General features: G+C 42.1%; 19 protein-coding genes. 11 read left to right on the top strand and 8 right to left on the bottom strand.

The genetic code is table 11. The features are described 5' to 3' along the window. Window positions 1-49 precede the first annotated feature (49 nt). The 10 genes from miaB to R2S08_RS13460 all read left to right on the top strand — a co-directional run bounded on the left by miaB (window position 50) and on the right by R2S08_RS13460 (window position 15,537). Window positions 50-1,480 carry a tRNA (N6-isopentenyl adenosine(37)-C2)-methylthiotransferase MiaB gene (gene miaB, locus R2S08_RS13505; RefSeq protein ID WP_316835684.1) on the top strand — a complete coding sequence of 477 codons (1,431 nt, stop codon included), beginning with the start codon at window positions 50-52 and terminating at the stop codon, window positions 1,478-1,480. A 3-nt stretch (window positions 1,481-1,483) separates the two neighbouring features. Beyond that, window positions 1,484-2,716: a sigma-54 interaction domain-containing protein gene (locus R2S08_RS13500; protein ID WP_133783561.1), complete on the top strand. Its 1,233-nt coding sequence runs from the start codon at window positions 1,484-1,486 to the stop codon at window positions 2,714-2,716. 1 nt (window position 2,717) lies between these two features. Then, window positions 2,718-3,224 carry an LptE family protein gene (locus R2S08_RS13495; protein ID WP_133783563.1) on the top strand — a complete coding sequence of 169 codons (507 nt, stop codon included), beginning with the start codon at window positions 2,718-2,720 and terminating at the stop codon, window positions 3,222-3,224. Window positions 3,225-3,256: 32 nt separating this feature from the next. Beyond that, on the top strand, window positions 3,257-4,270 hold the full coding sequence (locus R2S08_RS13490; protein ID WP_316835683.1) for a hypothetical protein: 1,014 nt from the start codon (window positions 3,257-3,259) through the stop codon (window positions 4,268-4,270). A gap of 14 nt (window positions 4,271-4,284) precedes the next feature. Then, entirely contained in the window at window positions 4,285-4,647 is a 363-nt protein-coding gene (gene secG, locus R2S08_RS13485) for a preprotein translocase subunit SecG (RefSeq protein ID WP_133783567.1), read from the top strand. A gap of 222 nt (window positions 4,648-4,869) precedes the next feature. After that, window positions 4,870-5,163 carry a co-chaperone GroES gene (gene groES / locus R2S08_RS13480; RefSeq protein WP_133783569.1) on the top strand — a complete coding sequence of 98 codons (294 nt, stop codon included), beginning with the start codon at window positions 4,870-4,872 and terminating at the stop codon, window positions 5,161-5,163. 72 nt (window positions 5,164-5,235) lie between these two features. Beyond that, entirely contained in the window at window positions 5,236-6,873 is a 1,638-nt protein-coding gene (gene groL, locus R2S08_RS13475; RefSeq protein ID WP_316835682.1) for a chaperonin GroEL, read from the top strand. Window positions 6,874-7,012: 139 nt separating this feature from the next. Then, window positions 7,013-12,973 carry a PKD domain-containing protein gene (locus tag R2S08_RS13470; RefSeq protein WP_316835681.1) on the top strand — a complete coding sequence of 1,987 codons (5,961 nt, stop codon included), beginning with the start codon at window positions 7,013-7,015 and terminating at the stop codon, window positions 12,971-12,973. A gap of 6 nt (window positions 12,974-12,979) precedes the next feature. After that, window positions 12,980-14,011, top strand: a complete 1,032-nt coding sequence (locus R2S08_RS13465; RefSeq protein WP_316835680.1) for a PorP/SprF family type IX secretion system membrane protein — start codon at window positions 12,980-12,982, stop codon at window positions 14,009-14,011. Between the two features lie 98 nt (window positions 14,012-14,109). Beyond that, window positions 14,110-15,537 (top strand): L-serine ammonia-lyase, encoded by a 1,428-nt coding sequence (locus R2S08_RS13460; RefSeq protein WP_316835679.1) that lies wholly within the window; start codon window positions 14,110-14,112, stop codon window positions 15,535-15,537. Here the strand turns inward: R2S08_RS13460 and R2S08_RS13455 are convergent, their stop codons facing one another. The 6 genes from R2S08_RS13455 to R2S08_RS13430 are packed head-to-tail and all read right to left on the bottom strand — an operon-like array spanning window position 15,538 to window position 21,614. After that, the gene (locus R2S08_RS13455) at window positions 15,538-16,884 is read right to left on the bottom strand and encodes a DUF58 domain-containing protein (RefSeq protein WP_316835678.1); all 1,347 of its coding nucleotides are present in this window, start codon (window positions 16,882-16,884) and stop codon (window positions 15,538-15,540) included. It lies immediately after the preceding gene. A 12-nt stretch (window positions 16,885-16,896) separates the two neighbouring features. After that, window positions 16,897-17,874, bottom strand: coding sequence for a MoxR family ATPase (locus R2S08_RS13450; RefSeq protein ID WP_316835677.1), 978 nt, complete (start codon window positions 17,872-17,874; stop codon window positions 16,897-16,899). 3 nt (window positions 17,875-17,877) lie between these two features. Then, a complete protein-coding gene (locus R2S08_RS13445) occupies window positions 17,878-19,059 on the bottom strand; it encodes a DUF4350 domain-containing protein (RefSeq protein ID WP_316835676.1) in 1,182 nt (393 codons plus the stop codon). Continuing rightward, window positions 19,056-19,775, bottom strand: coding sequence for a hypothetical protein (locus R2S08_RS13440; RefSeq protein WP_316835675.1), 720 nt, complete (start codon window positions 19,773-19,775; stop codon window positions 19,056-19,058). The genes R2S08_RS13445 and R2S08_RS13440 overlap by 4 nt, the downstream gene beginning before the upstream one ends. 1 nt (window position 19,776) lies before the next feature. After that, window positions 19,777-20,661, bottom strand: a complete 885-nt coding sequence (locus tag R2S08_RS13435; RefSeq protein ID WP_316835674.1) for a hypothetical protein — start codon at window positions 20,659-20,661, stop codon at window positions 19,777-19,779. A 2-nt stretch (window positions 20,662-20,663) separates the two neighbouring features. Next, on the bottom strand, window positions 20,664-21,614 hold the full coding sequence (locus tag R2S08_RS13430) for a stage II sporulation protein M (RefSeq protein WP_316835673.1): 951 nt from the start codon (window positions 21,612-21,614) through the stop codon (window positions 20,664-20,666). 89 nt (window positions 21,615-21,703) lie between these two features. Here R2S08_RS13430 and R2S08_RS13425 point away from each other — a divergent pair, with 89 nt between their 5' ends. After that, complete coding sequence (locus R2S08_RS13425) at window positions 21,704-22,435, top strand: RDD family protein (RefSeq protein WP_316835672.1); 732 nt, start codon at window positions 21,704-21,706, stop codon at window positions 22,433-22,435. A 5-nt stretch (window positions 22,436-22,440) separates the two neighbouring features. On the opposite strand, the gene R2S08_RS13420 is transcribed toward R2S08_RS13425, so the two are convergent. Next, window positions 22,441-22,782 (bottom strand): DUF2752 domain-containing protein, encoded by a 342-nt coding sequence (locus tag R2S08_RS13420; RefSeq protein WP_316835671.1) that lies wholly within the window; start codon window positions 22,780-22,782, stop codon window positions 22,441-22,443. 7 nt (window positions 22,783-22,789) lie between these two features. After that, window positions 22,790-23,290, bottom strand: a complete 501-nt coding sequence (locus tag R2S08_RS13415) for a DUF5684 domain-containing protein (protein ID WP_316835670.1) — start codon at window positions 23,288-23,290, stop codon at window positions 22,790-22,792. Window positions 23,291-23,440 lie beyond the last annotated feature (150 nt).

The following is a 23,440-nucleotide window of genomic DNA, read 5'->3' as shown; positions in this document are numbered from 1 at the left end:
TACGAAATTATTTATGTATTTTTGGAGTCCCAATAAAGAGTAACTATATATGATTGATTTACAGCTAACAGATAAGACACACGATGAAGGACGCCAGGGTGAGGCTTTAGTAATAGATGCACCCGTAAAGCGCAACGGCAGAAAGCTCTATATCGAAAGTTATGGTTGCCAGATGAATTTTGCAGACAGCGAAATTGTAGCGTCTATCTTGTTGGACCAAGGTTTTGAAACCACCGGAGATTATAAAGAAGCGGATGTGGTATTCATCAATACCTGCTCCATCAGAGAGAATGCCGAGCAACGGGTTAGAAACCGTCTTTCTCAGTTCGGTGTCGAAAAACGCCGCAATCCGAAACTCATCGTTGGTGTGCTGGGCTGTATGGCCGAACGCCTGAAATCGAAATTCTTAGAAGAAGAGAAACTGGTGGATGTTGTGGTTGGGCCTGATGCTTACCGTGATCTTCCACAGCTGATTGGTCAGGTAGAAGACGGGCAAAAAGCCATCAATGTACTGCTGTCAAGGGAAGAAACTTATGCAGACATCAGCCCGGTGCGTTTAAATGGAAATGGCATTACTGCTTTTATTTCGATTATGCGGGGCTGCGACAATATGTGCTCTTTTTGCGTGGTTCCTTTTACCCGCGGAAGGGAGCGCAGCAGGGATCCACATTCTATTTTAGCTGAAGCACAGGATTTATTTGACAAAGGCTATAAAGAAGTGACCTTACTTGGACAAAATGTTGACTCCTATAAATGGAAAGGTGCAGATGCAGAGGAAAATGCTGAAATTGAAGTTAACTTTGCACAACTCCTGGAGAAAGTAGCCTTAATCAGCCCGGAAATCAGGATCCGGTTCTCTACCTCACATCCTAAAGATATTACCGACGAAGTTTTATACACGATTGCCAAACACGATAATATTTGCAACTATATCCACCTTCCTGTTCAATCCGGAAGCAGCAGGGTCCTGGACCTGATGAACCGTACGTATACACGTGAATGGTACATTAACCGGATAGATGCCATCAGAAATATCATTCCTGACTGCGCCATCTCTTCTGATATCATTGCAGGTTTCTGTACCGAAACCGAAGAAGAGCATCAGGAAACGCTGACCATGATGGATTATGTGGGTTATGATTTCGCTTTTACCTTCAGCTATTCTGAAAGACCTGGTACGCTGGCCGCAAGAAAACTGGAAGATGATATTCCTGACGAGGTAAAAAGACGCAGGTTAAGTGAGATTCTGCTTAAACAACAGGAATGGTCCTTATACAGACTTCAACAGAATGTAGGCAAAACACTCCGCATCCTGGTAGAAGGCCCTTCTAAAAAATCAGATAAAGACTATTGCGGCAGGACAGACCAGAATGCAATGGTTGTTTTCCCGGCCTCTGAAGAAATTAAGGCAGGGCAATATCTGAACGTATTCATTGAACGTTGTACTTCAGCTACCTTATTGGGCAGAATAGCAGATTAACATATGGATATACAAGACATTAAAAACCGCTTCGGTATCATTGGGGGCTCTCCTCTTTTAAACCGGGCTATAGATACTGCGAGACAAGTTGCCCCTACGGATATGTCTGTTTTAATTACAGGTGAAAGTGGTAGTGGTAAGGAAGTTTTTTCACATATCATACATCAGTTGAGCGCCAGAAAACACGGGGCATTTATCGCCGTGAACTGCGGTGCTATTCCGGAAGGAACAATTGATTCAGAATTATTTGGACATGAGAAAGGATCTTTCACTGGTGCCCATGAAGCCCGGAAAGGTTATTTTGAAGTGGCCAACGGTGGCACTATATTTCTTGACGAGGTTGCAGAACTTCCGCTGGGTACTCAGGCCCGTTTGCTGAGGGTACTGGAAAGCGGGGAATATCTTCGTGTAGGTTCTTCCAAAGTACAAAAAACGGATGTAAGGATTATTGCAGCCACCAATGTAGATGTGTACAATCGTGTAAAGTCGGGAAAGTTTCGCGAGGATCTTTATTATCGCTTAAACACTGTTCCTTTAAGAATACCTGCCCTACATGAGCGTAAAGAGGATATTTATTTATTGTTCAGAAAATTCTCGGCAGATTTTAGTGATAAATACCGCAGTCCGGGCATTCAACTGGAGCCAGATGCCATACAGATGCTCAGCAATTACAGCTGGCCGGGTAATGTGCGACAGTTAAAAAATATCGCGGAGCAAATCTGTGTGCTGGAAAAAGACAGAAATGTAACTGCACAGGCGCTGCTGAATTACATTCCTAATGAAAGTTCCGGTAATCTGCCGGCCTTAAGCGGACAGCACAATAAAGAAGATTTTACAGAACGTGATATCCTGTACAAAGTACTTTTTGACATGAAAAAGGATATGATGGAGCTGAAGAAACTGGTTGCCGAGATTATCCAGAGCGGAGGAAACACCTCTCATATTATTGCAGACAATCCTCACTTCATCAATCAGCTTTACCAGGATACGGAACTGGGCTCTGGTCTGGAACCCACGCTTACCATCAAGAAACCGGTATCGAATACTCCTGTAGAGTATAATTATGCACATGATGCAGAAGAAGTGGAAGAATCCCTGTCTTTAATTGATAAAGAATCTGATCTGATCAAAAAAGCATTGAAGAAGCACAAAGGCAAACGTAAATTTGCGGCGCAGGAACTGGGTATCTCTGAACGCACATTATATAGAAAGATTAAGGAATTGAACTTGAATTAATATGAAGAAATTATCGATACTGCTGGCACTTATTGTGGTTACTTTCAATTCCTGTTCGATCAGTTTGAAAGGAATTTCCATTCCAGACAGCATGAAGACCATCAATGTACAATTCTTTGAGAACAATGCGCCTCTTGTTATCCCAACATTAAGCCAGGATTTCACTGAAGCCCTGAAGAAACGCATCCGGGAGCAGACCCGTTTAAGCCTTAGTCAAAATGAAGCCGATGCAACGATTGAAGGCCGCATTACCAATTATGAGATTGTACCCGTAACCATCACGGATAACCAGCAACTTACTCCTGGAACCAACAGGATCACGATTACCATTACGGCAAAATACACCAACAACATCAACCCAAAACAGAGTTTTGAAGAGACTTTTACCAAATTCAAAAATTTCCCCTTAAACGGATCGACGATACAGCAACTTGAACCCCAACTGATTAAAGATGTGAATGTGATGTTGATAGACGATATTTTTAACAGGGCTTTTGCACAGTGGTAAACTAAATGAATTTCAATCCCTAACTTAGCAACGTGGAGCTGGAAAAAAATAGACAAGATAGACTTTCAATATTGCTTGCTGAGCCAAACCTGGCAGATCAGCAGGATATTTCTTTATTAGAAGATCTGACAAGACTGTATCCTTATTTCCAACCGGCGCACCTGCTGTCGGCAAAAGCAAATGCTGCTGATGACCGTGCAAGGAATAAGGCTGCATTTTATACCAACGGCACTTTACTTCACAAGGTACTGGAACAGCAGGAATGGCCACTTCAGAGAGACTTTGAATTGATTGGTGCAAGCCCTCAGGCAGATGTTGAAGAAGAAGAAATATTTGAAGAAATCTCAGAATTGAATGTGGATGATTTTCAGCCTGCTGCTCATCAGGCCACTCCTGCCCAGGATGATCCTTCTGCAAGAATAGAGACTATTGAGGATGACTTTGTACTGGAAGGCATGTCTGTTGACTTCTTTGCTTTCGAAGAAAAATTTGCGCCTGAAGATTCCAGGGAAGAGCCTACTCCTCCTGCGGATGTTCAGCCCGAAGAGACGGCAAGCGTGAGCAATTATCATGACGACACCCTGCCTTATACCTTTTTATGGTGGCTGGCCAAGACACGAAAAGAGCATCAGTCCATTTTTCAACCTTATGCCTCTCCCAAAAAAAGCAACACCCCCGGTGAACTGCAACAGCAGTATGTAGAACATATATTTCACCTTCAAAGTCCATTTGATGCGGATGAAGTGACAGGCGATAACCCGATGGGAAAACCTGTTGACCATAAGGGAACGGAGATCATTGACAATTTCTTAAAAAAAGATCCGCAGATCAGCCCTCCGAATGCAGAGCAGATCGATAATGAGAATAAAGCGAAGAAAAGTGCCGAAGACCACAATGATCTGGTATCGGAAACCCTGGCCAAAATCTATATTGAACAGATGCTTTATCACAAGGCAATAGATACTTATCAAAAATTAAGTTTGAAGTTTCCAGAAAAAAGCCGTTACTTTGCCGACCTTATCCAATCTTTAGAAAAGAAAATTTAACTATATAAACGACTATGATTTTTTTAATTATTTTATTGATCATCATTTGCATCGCATTAGGCCTGTTTGTTTTGATACAAAATCCTAAAGGTGGTGGTTTAGCTACAGGTGGTTCGGGAAGTAACATGTTTGGTGTTCAGCGTACAGGTGATGTTCTTGAAAAAGGTACCTGGATTTGCCTGACTTTGATCGTTGTGATTTCTTTAACCGTAACCACAATTGCAAAAACAGGAAATACAGGATCTGGACCTTCCAAAATTCAGGAACAGCTGGATAAAACTGTTGCGCCTTCTCCGCTTGGCCAGTTGCCAGCAAACAACACACAGAAACCTGCTCCGGCACCGGCTCCTGCTGACCAAAGTAAGCCAGCTAAATAAGACGGTTCCATTAACCATATAGAAAGCCCGTTAAGATTTACTCTTAGCGGGCTTTGTGCTTTCTGCCACTCTGACACAAAACCGAAACACCTCAAACCATTAGCTGACAAGGCTGTGTAAATTTGGCAAGCTATCGAGGCTTGGCATAAAAACTGATACTATGAGTACGGCGTATTATGCGCTTTTCATATTTAATATAAAATTTAAATTTAAGAATAAGTTATGGCTTTAAACTTTAAACCTAATGCAGATAGAGTAGTTGTTGAAGCTGCCGCTGCAGAAGAAAAAACAGCTTCAGGTATCTATATCCCTGATACCGCTAAAGAAAAACCTCAACAAGGAGTAGTAGTAGCAGTTGGTCCGGGTAAATATGCAGATCAGACTGGAAATTTAATTCCTTTAAGCGTTAAAGTTGGAGATCAGGTTTTATACAGCAAATACGGTGGCACAGAAGTAACCATCGAAGGTAAAGAGTATTTAATCATGAGAGATTCTGATATTTTAGGAACTCTTTAATCAATGAAATTGATGAAATGCTAAATTAAACATGCGCATTTTAACTTTAAAACATTAAATCAACAAAAGAAAATGTCAAAACAAGTAAAATATAACGTAGAAGCCCGTGATGCCCTGAAAAGAGGTGTAGATACTTTGGCTAATGCTGTAAAAGTAACTTTAGGTCCTAAAGGCCGTAATGTAATTATCGATAAAAAATTTGGCTCACCAGCGATCACTAAAGATGGTGTTACTGTAGCTAAAGAAATCGAATTAAAAGACCCAATTGAAAATATGGGTGCTCAAATGGTTAAAGAAGTAGCTTCTAAAACTGCGGATATCGCTGGTGATGGAACTACAACTGCGACTGTACTGGCTCAGGCTATTGTTACTGCTGGTATTAAAAACGTTGCTGCTGGTGCAAATCCAATGGATTTGAAACGTGGTATCGACAAAGCGGTTACTGCAATTGTAGAAAACTTAAAATCTCAATCTCAAACTGTTGGTGAAGACAACAACAAAATCAAACAAGTTGCTTCAATTTCTGCAAATAATGATGAAGTAATCGGATCTTTAATCGCTGAAGCCATGAGCAAAGTGGGTAAAGATGGTGTAATTACTGTAGAAGAAGCAAAAGGTACTGAAACTGAAGTAAAAACAGTTGAAGGTATGCAATTTGACCGTGGTTATTTATCACCTTACTTTGTAACCAATGCAGATAAAATGGAAGCGGAATTAGAAAACCCTTACATTTTGATCTATGATAAAAAGATCAGCAACATGAAAGAATTGCTGCCGATCCTTGAAAAACAAGTTCAAACCGGAAAACCTTTATTGATCATTGCTGAAGATTTAGATGGTGAAGCATTGGCAACTTTGGTGGTAAACAAAATCCGTGGATCTCTGAAAGTAGTAGCTGTTAAGGCGCCTGGTTTTGGTGATCGCAGAAAAGCGATGCTGGAAGATATTGCTATCTTAACTGGTGGTACAGTGATCTCTGAAGAAAGAGGTTATAAACTGGAAAATGCTGACCTGACTTATTTAGGTACTGCTGAAAAAGTGGTGGTTGATAAAGACAATACAACTGTAATCAATGGTGCTGGTCAGTCTGAAGACATCAAAGCTCGTGTTAACCAGATTAAAGCTCAAATTGAGACGACAACATCTGATTACGATAAAGAAAAATTACAGGAGCGCTTGGCTAAATTAGCTGGTGGTGTTGCTGTTCTTTATGTAGGTGCTGCTTCTGAAGTAGAAATGAAAGAGAAAAAAGACCGTGTTGATGATGCTTTACATGCAACCCGTGCGGCTGTTGAAGAAGGTATCGTTGCTGGTGGTGGTGTAGCTTTTATCCGCGCTATTGAAGCTTTAGAAGGCATGAAAGGCATTAATGATGACGAAACTACAGGTATCGCTATCGTTAAACGTGCTGTTGAAGAGCCTTTACGTCAAATCTGCGAAAATGCAGGTATTGAAGGTTCTATCGTTGTGCAGAAAGTAAAAGAAGGCAAAGCTGATTTCGGTTACAATGCCCGTACTAATGTATATGAGAATTTAATTGCAGCTGGTGTAATTGACCCAACTAAAGTGGGCCGTGTGGCATTGGAAAATGCAGCTTCTATCGCAGCAATGTTGTTAACAACAGAATGTGTATTGGCTGATGATCCTGAAGATGCTCCTGCTGGCGGTATGCCTCCAATGGGCGGCGGCGGCATGGGTGGAATGATGTAATTCCCCGTCTCAAAGCATATTAAACAGAAAAGCCTCACAAAAATTTGTGAGGCTTTTCTGTTTTAATTATATCTATGTTAATTTTTGTTTCTGTATTGTAAATTATTAAATAGTTATTTACATTTATGGAAACAAACGCATGGGGAAATTTAAACGCGCTCTCGTATTTGTTACTTTCTTTTTAATCACTTTTACTTCTCAGGCACAAATTACGCTTGACCCAGTAAATACAGGGCCTTATTCGCCTGGATCGAGTATCGCTATTTCTTTTACGTCTGACGCAAATACTTGCATAGCACAGAATAATATATTTGAACTTTATCTTTCAGACGCAAATGGGAATTTTGTTTCGACAACTCCAATAGGAACTTATAACGGATTCTATTCGGCCTTTGTAAATGGCACCATTCCCATTGGAACACCAGCAGGAACAGGCTACAGGTTAAGAATTAAAACCACGTCGCCAGCCTCAGTTTCCGCTGCATCAACGCCCTTTGAAATCAGGGCAGGAACCCCGGTTAATGCGGGGGTGACTTCGGAAGGCAACATCATCAGCAACAATCCAACTACTTTTGGTAAGTGCAACAGTACACAAAGTACGCTTGACTACATTTTTTCCAATACTTCAAACACCAATAGTGCAACGGCAACGATCACCAATTTATTAACTCCAGAAACACCCGCAAGCCTGAGTTTTACGACTGCAGGCGAGTTGAAAACGTTTAAGGCAAAGCAAGCGCATTACCTTGTTTTTACGACAGCAACAGGAGGAGACGGCTCGATAGGTACCCATGCCTATTTCCTTATAAACAACCGGGCAGTCACTGCATTTGCAACCACCAGTGGAAATACGGTATGCTTTCCTACAGGCACCTTTGAATACTCTGTAGATGTTTCGGAAACGGGTATCAAAGCAAATTTTCCTGGAAGTACCTATCAGATCACCTGGGGTGATGGACAGGTGGATACTTACACTTACTGCGACATTATTCAGCAACAGAACAAGGTAAAACATAGTTTTAGCAGGTCATCCTGCGGAGTCTCTTTTGGATCCGGAGCGAACACAGCTTATAATGCCTTTGGTGTCAACGTACAACTGACAAGTCCTTTTTGCGGGCCAATTGGAACTTCAATCTCCACTACTGCCCGAGTAATAACCCGGCCAGTAAATAAATTCGCGTTTCCGCCGATCATCTGTCTGGGTGACGAGGCCAGTTTTGTAAATCAGTCTACAAAAGGACAGAAACCAAATGAAACCAGTAATGGATGTTTAGACAACAATGTAACCTACAGCTGGTATGTAGATGGAGACCCAAAAGCAACAGGAAAACCAATAGATTTTGTATTTAAATATACTTTTACGACTAAAGGTCCGCATAAAGTGCTTTTGCTGTCTAACAGTGATGGCGATTGCCAGGCCGATCCATCAGAAAATACGGTCTGCGTGCAAGATCCGCCAAAGCCAGCTTTCACACTTTCCAGCAAACTCATCTGCCTTTCAGCAGGTACAATTACCGGGAACAGCTCTACTTCGATATTGGACAACACCTGCCCTAATACCCCGGTTTACACCTGGACGGTAACACCAGCAGCAGGAGTCACCTTTGATAAAAATGCGGCAAACCCAAGTTTTACGTTTGCCCAGACTGGTGTGTACAGCATCGTTCTTTCCATAAAAACAGGAACCTGCGAAGTGTCTGCCAGTGCACAGGAGGTCGTGGTCAACACTACCCCTCAGGCTAGTTTATCTAAGGACAATGATCTTTGTTCAAGGGGGGATTATACGTTTGGGCCCAATAGCGACGTGACCAAAACAGTCTCCAGTGGTACGGTAAAACCGATCGCGGATACTTATACCTGGACAGTTACAGGCGCTGGTGCTTATACCTTTGTAAGTCCGAGTACGCCAAATTCTCAATACCCAACCATTAATTTCCAGGATTTTGGACCATATACCGTTACTTTAACTCATAAAAACAACTGCGGGACGGTTACCGTGTCTCAGAAACTCAATTTTACCGTATCGCCAACAGCCAGCATTACAGCAACACCAACAGCCGTTTGTTATAATGACAACATTAACCTGGAGGGAAAAATTGAAAACGCCATACCTAAAACCACCTTTCAATGGGTAGGTGCCGGGACTTTTCTTCCGGCAGATCATCTTAAAACAATTTATACCCCTACCCTTGCCGAGCGCAATGCCGGTGTGGCAAATATAAAGCTGGTGGTTAACACTGGCATTACGGGTACTTGTGCGGTAGTTACATCGGAGGCTGCAGTGGTGATCTACCCCAAAAATACGGTAACGAATACTGCACCTTCCCTTACACAAAACATATGTACGGGAGATTTCGCTGTATTTACCCCCCAAACCAATGTACCTGGCAGTACATTTAGATGGACTGCAGTAAATACTACAGGTACTGCTACTGGTTTCAGCGCAAGCGGAAAGGGCAATATTAATGAGGCCATTGTAAATACGGATGCTGTACAACCAGCTACAGTTGAATATACGATTACTCCGGAATCAAACGGATGTGATGGTGTTCCTTTTAAGTTTACGGTCAATATTGCGCCCAGACCAGTGATCACAGCAGCTGTTCCGGAAAAAACAATTTGTCACAACAATCCGGCAGCCATTGTGATCAATTCAAATATTCCGGCAACTTTTACATGGACAAGTACAGCAACAACTGGAATTACCGGCAATACCTCTAACCTGGTTCAGGGTACTGCGGCAAACTCACTAAATATCAATGATGTCTTATTGAATTCTACTTTTAACCAGGGAACGGTAACTTATACCATTACGCCTTATTCTTCCACCGGCTGTAAAGGAAAAGATATTCAGATCATTGTACATGTTGACCCAGCAGTTACCCAATCAAATGCCGGCCCCAACGAAAATATTTGTTCCGCCAATTCTTACGTCCTGAAAGGGAATAAACCAGATGTAGGTACCGGTCTGTGGAAAGTGGTTTCCGTACATGCCCAGGTACCCCAATTTGCTGATGCAACTGATGCGGGAACTAAAGTCAGCAATTTAGTCCCGGGAGAAACTTATACCTTCAGCTGGACAATTACCGGAACGGGTCAATGTGCGACATCGAGCAGCGAAGTAACCATTACCGTTAATGAGCCAACACTACCCGGCACAACTGGAACAACAACAGCCTTGGTTTGCCAGAACAGCAATACTGGTGTAATTACACTGAGTGGAAACAGGGGTACGGTCAAAGGATGGCAAAGCATGGCCAGCGGCGCGACCGTATGGACAGACCTTCCGGGTACCAATACCGGAATCACCTATACCTTTAAAGATTTAACCTTAAGCACCCAGTTCAGGGCGGTGGTTCAAAACGGCGGCTGTACAATAGAATATTCAACACCAACAACCATCACTGTCAGCCCGGCAACGACTATTGCAAAAGCAGGTAACGACCAAACCTTGTGTGCCAGCGGGACGGTGCTGTTAGAAGCCAACCAACCTGCCACAGGCGAAACCGGACTGTGGACAAAAGTTTCAGGTACAGGAAATATCACCATTGTTGACCCCACTTCACCTAAAACAGAAGTAACAGGTTTATTAAGCCCACAAACTTATGTTTTTAAATGGACCATTACCGGCAACTCTCCCTGCGGCCCCTCAGAATCTCAGGTAAATATCCGCAATAACGAAGGCATTAACCAAAGCATCTCCAGCAGCAATACCGTAGTCTGCAATGGCCAGACAGCAACCATTAACGGCAGCACCCCAACCGGAGGAGATCAAGGAAATTACCAGTATCTCTGGGAGCAGAAAGAAGGCTCTGGAGCATGGACCGTAATTGCCGGTGAAACTAATCAGAACCTGAGCATCCAATTAAGTACAACGGGCACAGTCATGTTTAGAAGAACGGTAAAAAGTGGCAGTTGTACCTCTATCAGCAATGAATTTCAGATCACGGTTCAACCACCAATAACAAAAAACACCATCACTGCAGATCAGACCATTTGCAGTGGAAAGACTCCTGAAATTTTAACAGGAAGTACACCGGAAGGCGCCGATGGGCAATTTCTATATCAGTGGCAATCTAGTCCGGATGGAAACAACTGGACAAACATCAGCAGTGGGATTGCTAAAGATCATCAGCCACAAAGTTTAACGGCCACCACCTTCTACAGGCGCCTTGTGGGCACAGTTCAATGCAGTGGTACCCTTCAAAGCATTAGCAATGTCATTAAAGTGACTGTTAATCCTAATGCTATAGCAGAGTTTAACTGGACATCTGATAAGGGTTGTATTCCATTTAAATTAGACATTCATGCCGTTCCATATGCAGACCGGAACAACACCTATACCTGGTATGCAGATGACGTCCAAATCGCCACAGGAATCAATTTCCCAGAATATATCCTAAAAACCAGCAATACCAGTGTAACCATTAAACTCGTGGTGAGTAGTTTACTGGGCTGCTCAGAAGCAGAATTCTCACACGTATTCAGTACCAATCAGGCTGTTCCGGCAAGCTTTACCCCGCTTACTTCAGAAGGCTGCGATCCACTAAAGGTAACTTTTGTAAACACCTCTGTACTTACAGCAGGCGCTACATTTAAATGGGATTTTGGAAACGGGGAACAGTCAAATCTGGCCAACCCTGCGCCAGTTACTTTTTATGCCAACCCGTCCGGCAAGGACAGTCTTTACACCGTAACTTTAACTGCCACAACCACTTGTGGAAGCAACTCAGTAACTGCTACAGTATTTGTAAAAGCAAAACCAATTGCTGTATTTTCACCAAGCAAAACGGATGGCTGTTCGCCAATGAGTGTAGATTTCACCAATACATCTCCGGGAGGCACCAACAAATATTATTACGATTTTGGAGATGGAAGCCCGATTGTCGAAAAGACCGATAAATCGCCGGTAAACCATGTTTACAACACCACAAAAACGCAACTTTTTAAAGCAACATTAACTGCTGTAAATGACTGCGGTACCAATGTTAAGAGTTATGATATCCGTGTAGCCCCACAAAATATTACGCCAGAGCTGGTTGTCGATGCCAAAGAGAAACAAGGCTGTGCACCCTGGACAGTCCATTTCGACAACAACTCTATTGGCGCAAGCCGCTTTACATTTGATTTCGGCGACGGCGGTACAAGAAATACCGTAACGATCGGAACAGAAAGCTATACTTTTACCAAAGCAGGCACTTATACCGTTAAAATGACAGCATTTAACAGCTGTTCTGAGATTTCCACCACAGAAACCATTACCGTACTTCCCCAGCCACTGGCAGCATTTGACGCTGACATCACCCTGGGTTGTGCAGGACTTGCCGTACAGTTCAGAAACCATACGCAAGATGGTTTTAGCTACAGCTGGGATTTTGGTGACGGAAGCCCTCTGTCTAATGAAGTTGCACCAATACATACGTACAATGGCGACCAGGAATATTATACCGTAACCCTGAGTGCCACCAACTCACTCGGATGTACACAGACGATTTCCAGGAACCAATACATCCATATTGTTCCACCTCCTGTCGCAAAATTTAATGTCTCCCCTTCTACAGTGATCAACATTCCTGATTATACCTTCAGGTTCGAAGACGAGAGCACCAATCAGCCCAGCAGCTGGCTCTGGACTTTTGGAGATCAACAAAGTTCTACCCTGCAGAACCCCTCTCATACCTATGCAGATACCGGAAAATACACGGTGACCTTAAAAGTTATTAATCAGCAAGGTTGTGTGAGTACCACCTTTAAGCAAGTTACCATTCAAGGTGTTCCAGGCTATTTATACCTTCCTAATGCCTTTATGCCAGGAGGCTCAAGACCAGAACTCAGAACCTTCCAGGCAAAAGGCTCTGGTATTAAAACCTGGAAGTTGGCTGTTTTCAACAAATGGGGGCAAGTCTTATGGGAAACCAGCAAACTCGAGGAAGGTCGTCCCGTTGAAGGTTGGGACGGAACCTTCAGTGGCTCCCCTGCACCACAGGGGGTTTACTTCTGGAAAGTCGATGTTGAGTTTATTAATGGTACCGAATGGAAAGGAATGAGTTATGACAACTCCACGCCAAAAAGAACCGGACCCGTCCACCTGATCAGATAAAAACAAATGAAGAAAACATCTACATATCTATTACTGATAATTGCCGGATTAGCCTGTTCCTTTGTGGCCAATGCCCAGGATCATCTCTTTTCACAGTTTTTTAATGCACCTTTATACCTTAACCCAGCCCTTACCGGGCAATTTGAAGGAGACATCCGGGCCAACCTGATTTACAGGAACCAATGGTCGAGTTTAACAGGAAATCTGCAATACATCAATGCTTCAGCCGATATCAATATACCCAGCTTCGGTGGTGGTGTTGGTTTGATGTTTAACCGGAGCAATGAAGGATCGGCCGGACTCCTCAAGAATAACATTACAGCCACTTATGCTTACAGCGTGGGTACAGATGAATTTGTACTTTCATTCGGTATAGCCGCAGGCATAACCAACCGTACCATCAACTGGAATAAACTCGTCTTTTCAGATCAAATTGACCCCAGATTAGGTTATATTCCAGGTAGTGTATCTTCAGCCGACCTACCTAACATCAGCAGCCGCTACTATTTTGACCCGGCGGCAGGAATCAATCTTGTATACGGTTCCTTTATGCTTGGTGCTGCAGTAAACCATATCAATCAGCCTGATGAATCCTTCACTGGCGCGCAAGCAAAACTGCCCAGAAGGATCACCGTCAACACCAGTTACAGAATTCCGCTGACAAGTAGCCCAACCTTTCGTGATTACGAAAGCTCCTATGTAATCCCCTCTATCGTTTACTACAACCAGGACAAAATGCAGTCTTTAAGTATGGGTGCCCAGTTCAAATACAAAAGCATCAATACCGGGATATGGTACAGGACAACCGGACAAGGAGGACCCGACGCGATTGTATTTTCCCTGATATTTGACCTCTTTAAAAATTCATCCAACGGAGAAAGAGTGCGTCTGGGCCTAAGCCATGATGCCACAACATCAAAGATTAATTACACCAACACCAGCGGAACCACTGAAGCCAGTGTCGGTTATCAGCAGTACTTCAGGAACAGTGACAATTATGAAAAATTCAATGGCCTTCGCTGTTATGATTTCTACTAGGGCAGGGAAACAAAATTCTGCTGTACATCTTAAAATATTATTATAAATAGACCAGCAGCAACCAGCCTTAATCCAATTTTATCTAAGTTTGTATTATTATGCAAAGAGAACAAATCTCGGTTTTTGATATTTTTAAAATCGGTGTTGGGCCATCAAGCTCACATACACTAGGTCCATGGAGGGCCGCACAACAATTTATCAGCTTACTGGTTAAAAACAACCAGCTGGAGCAGGTGGAACAAGTTAAAATCCTCCTTTATGGCTCCCTGGCTAAAACGGGTAAAGGCCATGGAACAGATGTGGCCATTTTATTAGGGATGAGCGGAGCTGACCCGGTAACCTTTGATGTAAATGCTATTGATTCTACCGTTGAAACCATTAAAAGTAATCAGCAGCTGCAGCTAAACGGCACCAACAATATACATTTTAACTATACAGATGACCTGATCTTTCTTTTTCATGAAAGTCTTCCTTTCCACCCAAATGCAGTGACCTTTCAAGCCTTTATGAACAATGGCAAGGCTGTTTCAGAAACTTATTACTCTATTGGAGGTGGTTTTGTAGTTAAAGAAGGTGAAAACGGCAGCGAGAAAGAACAAGTGGAACTGCCTTTTCCTGTAGAAAAAGCTTCAGACCTCCTGCACTGGTGTTTGACCACTGGGCTTAAGGTATCTGAGGTCGTCCTTGAAAACGAACTGGCCTGGAGGAAAGAGAATGAAACCAGGGAGGGTATCCTTCAGCATTTCCATGTGATGAAAGATTGTACCTACAGAGGCTGTCATACCACTGGTTTTTTACCTGGCGGATTAAATGTAGCCAGACGTGCTGCAGCTTTGAATAAAAGATTGATGGGGGATCAGCCCTACAGCGATTACAAAAGCTGGATCCTGGCCATCAGGAATGGTGGAAACAGTTTTAATTATATACTAGACTGGGTAAGTTGTTTTGCTTTGGCAGTTAACGAGGAAAATGCTTCTTTCGGCCGGGTGGTCACCGCTCCGACCAATGGTGCTGCCGGAGTTATCCCTGCTGTACTTCAATACTACATTGCTTTTTGTAATGGATATGAAGAGGAGAAAATCATCCAGTTTATTGCCTGTGCATCTGAAATCGGCAGTATATTTAAAAAAGGAGCTACTATATCTGCAGCAATGGGTGGCTGTCAGGCTGAAATTGGTGTATCTTCAGCCATGGCAGCAGCGGCACTGACTGAATGCCTTGGAGGATCCCAGAGACAGGTTCTCATGGCAGCTGAAATCGCTATGGAACATCACCTCGGTTTAACCTGCGATCCTATTGGAGGACTTGTTCAGGTACCCTGTATTGAAAGAAATACGATGGGAGCGATCAAAGCCATTACCGCAAGTCAACTGGCGCTTCAAAGCAACCCAGACAAGGCTAAGGTAAGCTTGGATGCCGTAGTTAACACCATGTGGGAAACAGCCCTGGATATGAACTCAAAATATAAAGAAACTTCAGACGGTGGATTAGCAACCAATATTCCAATCAGTTTACCTGAATGTTAGTTAAATTTTCTGCTGTGCTTTAATCGCCAGGTATTTGTTCACTACATTTATACTGAGCTTCTCCGGAGGCGTCAGAATGCTCAGTATTCCGTGTTTTGCCAGTTCCTTCACCATCAGCTTTTTTTCGTACACGAATTTCTCTGCAATGGTTTTGATATAAATCCCTTCCACATCGGTCACCGGTTGATCGGTAAGAGACTTCAGTCCGGTATTTTCGAAGAAAACAATCAACAGCAAGTGAAACTTAGCCATCCTTTTTAAAAACGGAAGTTGCCTGTTTAAAGCAGACATACTTTCAAAATTGGTAAAAAACACAATCAGGCTTCGTTGTTTCAAAACAGAGCGAACACTTAAATACAACGCTTCCATATTGGTTTCCAGGTACCGGGTTTTCTCCTTGTAGAGTACTTCCATGATCTTTCCCAGCTGTGTAGGTCGTCTGTCTGCCTGAACAACACTGCCCACCTTTTCTGCAATGGTCATCAGCCCGGCCTTATCTTCTTTAACCAAGGCAACACTAGACAGGATCAAACTGGCATTGATGGCATAATCAAGTAAAGTTAGCCCGTCAAAAGGAAGTTTCATTGCTCTTGATTTATCGATGATACAATAGACATTCTGGGCCTTCTCATCCGTAAATGAATTGATCATCAACTCCCCTTTCCGCGCAGTTGCTTTCCAGTTTACTGTCCTGTAATCATCCCCCTGCACATAGTTTTTTACCTGATCAAACTCCATACTATGGCCCAGCCGCCTGACTTTCTTGATTCCAATTTCAGTTAAGCGGTTGGAAATGGCCATCAGCTCATACCTGCGCAATTGCAGAAAAGAAGGGTACACGGGTACCGTGACTGGTGTTCCCAGATTGAATCTTCTGATGATCAGTCCCAGTGGTGATCTCACATACAAACGAATCTGACCAAAAGCATACTCTCCCCTTTTTGTCGGTCTCAGGCTATAGTGTATCGTCTTTTGTTCCCGGGGTTTGAGTCCACTTTTAAACCAAAGATCTCTTTTCTGGAATTGAGAAGGTATTTCATCGATCAGACCTACACGGGTGGGGAAAGAATAGAAACTCTCCAGATACAGTTTGACTTCATTGTCGTCTCCGTTACTTAATCTTTCGGGTAAACTTCTGCTCGCAAAAATTCCCTTCTTTTGCCCATAGATCAGTACAAAGTCAATAAAGACCAGTATCAAGAGCAGGCCAAAAAAGATAAAGGGGATATCCCCCATCCAGGTCAGGAAGAAAGAAAACAGAAAAAGGAAGGAAGAAATCCCGATGCCTGCAAAAAACATTCTGCCTAAAAAGAGGTTCTTATAAGAGTTACTGAAAAAGTTTTTCAAAAGATTCTGTATTTATCTTGGCACTTCTATTTTTTGAATAATCTGCAGCACAATATCAGCAGCTGTTAGTCCCTCCATTTCTTTGTCAGGCGTCAGCATAATCCTGTGGGCCAGAACAGGCACACTCACCTTAATGATATCTTCCGGGGTCACAAAATCGCGTCCTTGTATTCCAGCTATCGCCTTGGCACTATTGATCAGAGCAAGAGATGCACGGGGAGAGGCACCCAGGTAAAGCGCTTTGTTGTTCCGGGTTTCCTGGGTAATTTTGACAGCATACTCTACCAGCTTTGGCTCCACATGCAGCGCTTTTACCAATTTCCTGCAAGCCTTAATCTGTTCTGTGCTCAACACTGCTTTAACCTCACTGATTTCTGCACTAAGGTTTTGCTGATGCTGATTTTGCAACATCAGGATCTCTTCTTCAAACGTGGGGTATTTAACCTCTATCTTAAATAAAAAGCGGTCCAACTGCGCCTCCGGCAATCTATAGGTTCCCTCCTGTTCAATCGGGTTTTGAGTGGCCAGAACCATAAATGGTTCCTCCATCAAATAGGTATGACCATCAACGGTTACCTGTCTTTCCTCCATCACTTCAAATAAGGCAGATTGTGTCTTCGCCGGTGCCCTGTTGATCTCATCCACCAGGATAATATTTCCAAAAACAGGACCTTTTCTATATTCGAAGGAAGAAGATCTTGGATCAAATACAGAAGTCCCTAATACATCCGAGGGCATCAGGTCGGGTGTAAATTGTATCCGGGAGAAAGAAGCATCTATACTTTTAGCCACCAGTTTTGCGCTTAATGTTTTTGCCACACCCGGAACGCCTTCCAGTAGTACATGACCGTCTGCCAGCAATCCGGCAATCAGAAAATCTACAGTGTTTTTCTGCCCTACAATGATGCGGCCCAGGTTTTCTCTAATTTGTTCTACCGCCCGGTTCAGTTCCGCCAGATCGGTTCTTTCACTAAAAATTTCCGGTTCCATAATTTATTTGGCTTGTTTATAAAATTGTTCAATTTTTTGGTTAAGATCAATCAGCAACGCATCGTTAACACCAACACCTTCCGTTACCTGATTGATCGTTTTGAATAAAGCATTTACAGCTGCGTCTCCGGCCCCGGATTTCAGGGCCAGTGCAGTTTTAAATTCCTGATCTATAATTGTCGTCTTTAAATGATAATTCGTCCTGATGTATTCCAGAAGATAGTTAATTTTCTTCTGGGCAATATCCCGGTTATCCCGTTGCTGGTAGTATACCTTACCCACCAGCTCCACAAACTCGACCGAAGAATTCTTTAAAGGTTCTATAATGGGTATGATCCGCTGACGTCTTTTCATTTCAAACAAAACAAAAATTACTAAACCGATCAGCGCCAGCTCATAAGCCCACCGGAGTTGTTCATGCCCAAAAATTACCCGGAGCACAGATTGGTCTTCTGTATTACCCCTCGTATTGTACTCATCCCAGATTATAGTACCCGATGCCGGAAGATAGGATAGCACTTTTCCGGCGTATTCTGCGCCCAAAGGATCCAGGAGGTTATAATTGGTCAATAATTGGGGATTAGGCAGGATATACAATGCCCCTTTGCCTATGGTATATTTGATAAAATCGACATGTCCCTCTGCATCTTTACCGAGTACAGTTACTTTAGAAGTATCAAATTTACTAAAGTACTGGTCACCAATCCCCTTATTAAAAGTATACCCCGTGGTAGATTTCAATTGAGGATTTACAAAATTGACCCTCGTTTTCTTTTGTTTTGCAAAATTGAAAGAAGAACCCGTCTGCAATTTCAGTGTATCACTTATAAACTTACCAAAATCAAATGCTGCAATAAAAACACGATTCCCACGCCCGGCAAATTTAAGCAGTTCTTCACAACCTGTTTTATCCAGTTCCAGTCCGCCACTGATCAGCAAATAACTGCAATTATTGGAATGGTTATCCTTTAAAGTATTGTACAAAGGCAATCCTGAGACTGTAATTTTAGCCCCTGGAAAGAAATGTTCCATTTGATGGTAAAGGATATACAAACCGAAAGGAATTTTATCCTCTTTTAAATAACTCGTACTCCAGTCTGTAGGTTTTGGCTTGTAATATTGGGCCAGTAAATAACCGATTACAAAAATGGCACTAGTGATCAAATATCTTCTTAATCCTTTCATAATGCCTTTCCAATAAATTGATCAAACCCTTGTTTAATCAGGCCAAAATTATCTTTATTGATAAAGAACTCCCCATACCAGATATACTCAAACTGATGTGTAAGCAGCGTGAACTGCTTTCTTTTCTCCAGATCCTGGATCTCTCCAATATAAATTTGATTTGTTTTTCCTGGCTTCCAGTCAATCTGCCCGCTATCACTTAATTTCTTCAATGACTTCAAATACAACAGCCTTACAGCAATCCTGTAATTTCCTAAACTGATAGCCTTATCTATCTCTTCAGTAAAATTGATCTCGTGGATGTTATCGTCAGATTCGCTGTAGGGAACCTCTATTGATTTTGACCGACGGGAAAATATCTTCAAATCTGCCCCAATCAGTTTCAATACGACAAAGACCACCAATCCCGTCGAAGCCATAATAAAAAAAAACTTCACAAAAGGCACTGTTGCCTTATTACCCAGAATATGTTCAAGGAGTGCCCAGAACCACCGCCAAAAACGATTCCATAAACTCTGTGAGGGCACAGCGTCATCGTAAATAAATGCTTTTTCTTTACTATAAGCGCGAAGTTGCTCTCCATCAAATCTTCGCCATACAATTTGTGTCGTATCTGATTTCAGCCCAACAGTTTCAACAACTTCGCCCGGGGGAGTGATCTTCGCATGCAGCTCGCTACAACACAAAAAAAGAAAAATCAAGAGCAAAAACCTCATGTTAATATTCTTCAGGCTTCGAATTCAGATCTTTTTCTCCCGTACCAAAGTGGTCAATCCTATTCATCAATCCTGTACTCTCCTGCCGTTCAGTCAAATTGAAATAACAAAGCGTGACACCAATAACCGGCAAGACCATGAACAGTTGACACACATACTGGATAACCGTAGAAATAACAATAATGACACTGCTCAATCCACTTCCACCCGAAGTGAGTGCCCCAACCAGGCCTAATATTATAGCGGGTAAGGTAGCAAAAGACATCGTCGCATAAGCGATGATCCAAATTACAAATATAGTAGCAGCAGTCGTCCACCATTGATCCTTTAACAATTTAAAGGACCGGTTAAATGAATATCCAAGTGTACCGTTTTCCAAAACCATGATCGGATAAAATATCGACATTGCAGGAAAAACATACACGCCCGGGAAAAAACAGCACATAAAGGCCAGTAACATAAAGATACTAACCACAATACCACTTCCCATTACCCTAAAAAAGTAATACTTAAAATAAGCCCAAACCTCTTCTACTGTGGGTGCTACATTCCCTTTTTCAATATATAAAGCAATAAAACTTAGTGTAGCGACATACATCGACGTATAACTGGCCATAACCAGCAGGATCACCATAAAATAGCTGATGGAAAAGACCTGTGATAACCGGCTAAAACCATAGGGATCCGCTGAGTTTGGGGCCGCTAAATTCTTTGGTAAAGACAGCTGGTAGGTAATGGCGGCAATCATCCCGGCAAGGATAAAAAATCCGCATAAATAAATAATTACTTTCAGTAAGGGCCTAAAATTTTGTTTTATAAACAAAAAGGTATCATTAATGACCTCACCAAATTCTCTGACTTTTTTAAATTCTAATCTATCTAACATTTTTAGGGGGTTTGAGTGCGTTTAATAATTTGTTGTGGATAAAGGACCACATACCACAACATAAAGGCAAGAGAGCAGCTTAAAATAGATATACTCAGCCACAAAGGCATTTCAGTATGCCGCGTCACAAAACTCTCGAAAATAGCTGCAACAACAATAACAGGTAAAATACCCAAAGCAATCTTACTTCCATCTTTTGCACTCTTTGCAAAGGCTTGCGCGCGGGTATAGGTTCTTGGAAAAAGTAAACCATGTCCCAGTACCAATCCTGCTCCTCCAGCTATAATTATTGCGGAGATTTCCAGAGTTCCATGAATCCATATCACAAGAATAGATTCCAGCCCAAGTCCTTTACTGAAGAAATAATACTCAAATGAACCCAGCATAATTCCATTCTTTAGAATAAAAAAGACTGGTCCTATCGAAACAAAGACACCGCTCACAAACATGAGTAAACTTACATACAGATTATTGAAAGCAATCATCAAAAACATGGGTAATTCTGATTGCCCTTTATATACACCAAAAGGATCACCTTTCGCTATATTTTCATTCGTCATATTTACATAGTTGTCCCCAAGGATCAGTCTTACAAAACTATCATCATATTTCGCAGAAAGTATTCCTATAAGGGCAGACAATACGAAAAACAAGAAAGCATATAACAACTGTCTCCGGTAGGTATAAAAAAGAACAGGAAGTTCCGATTTCCAAAAATCGGTAAACTTTGCAGCACCCTCCTTCTTATTTTTATAAATCGACTGATGCAGCAAAGAGGCAACCCCATTCAGATAAGCGGTCGTCTTCGATTTAGGATAAAATGTCTTCGCATAAGCGAGATCATTGGTGATGTCAACAAAGCGATCAGCAAGTTCGTCAGGATTTAAAGACTGCATTTGCTCATAGGACTTCCATTTTTCCGAATTCTGTTTAACGAACAATGCCTCTCTCATAGACTATGCAAGATGTAATTTTTTGTTAAAATAGCTAAAAAAACAATTTTTCAACAATAAATTGAACATCAACATTATATTTGGTCTTTATGGAGACAATACAGGTAAACACAAGCCAACACGTTGACATTGACTACCCTCTTGCAGGCCTGGGGGAGCGTATAGCCGCCAGACTGGTAGATCTGGCCATTTTTTTCGGATTAGCAATACTGTTCTTTTTCTTCGGGTCCATCAGTGGCATCACCAGTACTTCCGCCATTTTATACACGCTTATGATTCTTTATTCAGCGGGTTATATTTTTTATACGCTGGTCTGTGAAATCTTTATGAATGGCCAGACACTTGGAAAAAGAGTGATGAAAATTAGAGTGATCAGCTTAGATGGTTCCCAGCCTACCATCGGGCAGTATTTCATACGCTGGGTATTCAGATTGGTAGATTTTGTACTCACAGGTCAGGTCCTGGGTTTAATCCTCATTGCTATAACCGATAAGAAACAACGGATTGGTGATATCGTTGCAGGTACAACAGTCATTAAGACTGTTCCCCATACCAGTTTTGATCATATAGCCTTCCAGCCTGTTGAAGAGGCATATACGCCCGTGTTCAGCAATATAGAACAACTTACAGACAGAGACGTTGAATTGATCCACGAAGTGATCAGTACGTATTACAAAACCCTTAATCCTGATCTCATCTATAGCATGGCCTCCCGTGTTGGAAAACATCTTTCTATTACCCCACCTCCGGAGATGAACCAACTCGATTTTTTAACCACAGTTGTTAAAGATTATAAGCACCTGACCTCCCAAGTAGATTAACCCCATTAAACAAGCCTCCCCGAATAGATCTTAAATAGGTAATTAACCAGGATAATTGACCCGGTAATCATATACAATACCCGAATAAGGCCTTTGCTTCGATTTTTTAACCAGTAATTGGCACATAGTGCAATAACGATGGTGAACAGAAGGGGAACAGTTGGAGGATACAGAGAAAAACTATCTTTAAAATCGCCCTTTAAAAGCGCTAATAAGGAACGCTGGAAACCACAACCTGGACAATCATAACCAGTTAGGTGTTTAAATGGGCAGGGTATAAAAAAACTATCCGCCTTTCCCAAAAATGAGGTCCAGGCGGATAAAATATATAGACTGAGCAATTGCACCTATAAATTACAGGTTAGTTGACTGATCAGAAGAATCGTCTTTTTTATTCTGGAAAGGATTGTTTTCTCCGAATGGATTATTCACCCCACCAAAAGGATTATTTGTTCCGTTAAAACCCCCTTGCGCTTCTGCTGCAGATGGACCAAGATATCTTGCATCGCCAAAGCCCAGCATCGGATAAAATACAAAAGGCAGAATGATCAATCCTACAGTATAACCTTCAGTTTTGCCAAAACTTTTGCTTAACAAGTTGATGAGCCAGATTCCAAAAACGAAATTGACACAAGGAATGAGTAACCATAAAATCCAGATGGTTGGCTTGCCAACTATTTCGATCAGAATAATCGCATTGTAAATAGGTATAATAGCCGCCCAGCCAGGTTTACCAGCTTTAACGAATACTTTCCAAAGTCCCGCATAGGTGAGAACAAGAACTATTAAGTAAAAGAGTCCAGCTCCGAGCCCTATTCCGGCTCCTGCTGATGAGTAAGGTGATGAATAATCCATAGGTTTTTAGCTTTAATTTCTAGTAAAGATAATATTCTATATGAAAAATCAAAACTAATTACCTCTATTTAAGCATTTAACGCTTTCCAATAGAGCTATAAACCTTAATTAAGCTTATAAGGCCGTAAAAGAAGGAATATATCATTTCCC

The sequence above is a fragment of the Pedobacter nutrimenti genome (genome assembly GCF_032678445.1).
Classification (GTDB): domain Bacteria; phylum Bacteroidota; class Bacteroidia; order Sphingobacteriales; family Sphingobacteriaceae; genus Pedobacter; species Pedobacter nutrimenti_A.
Note: the sequence above shows the minus strand (reverse complement) of the source record. Positions and strands in the feature narration are given on the sequence as shown.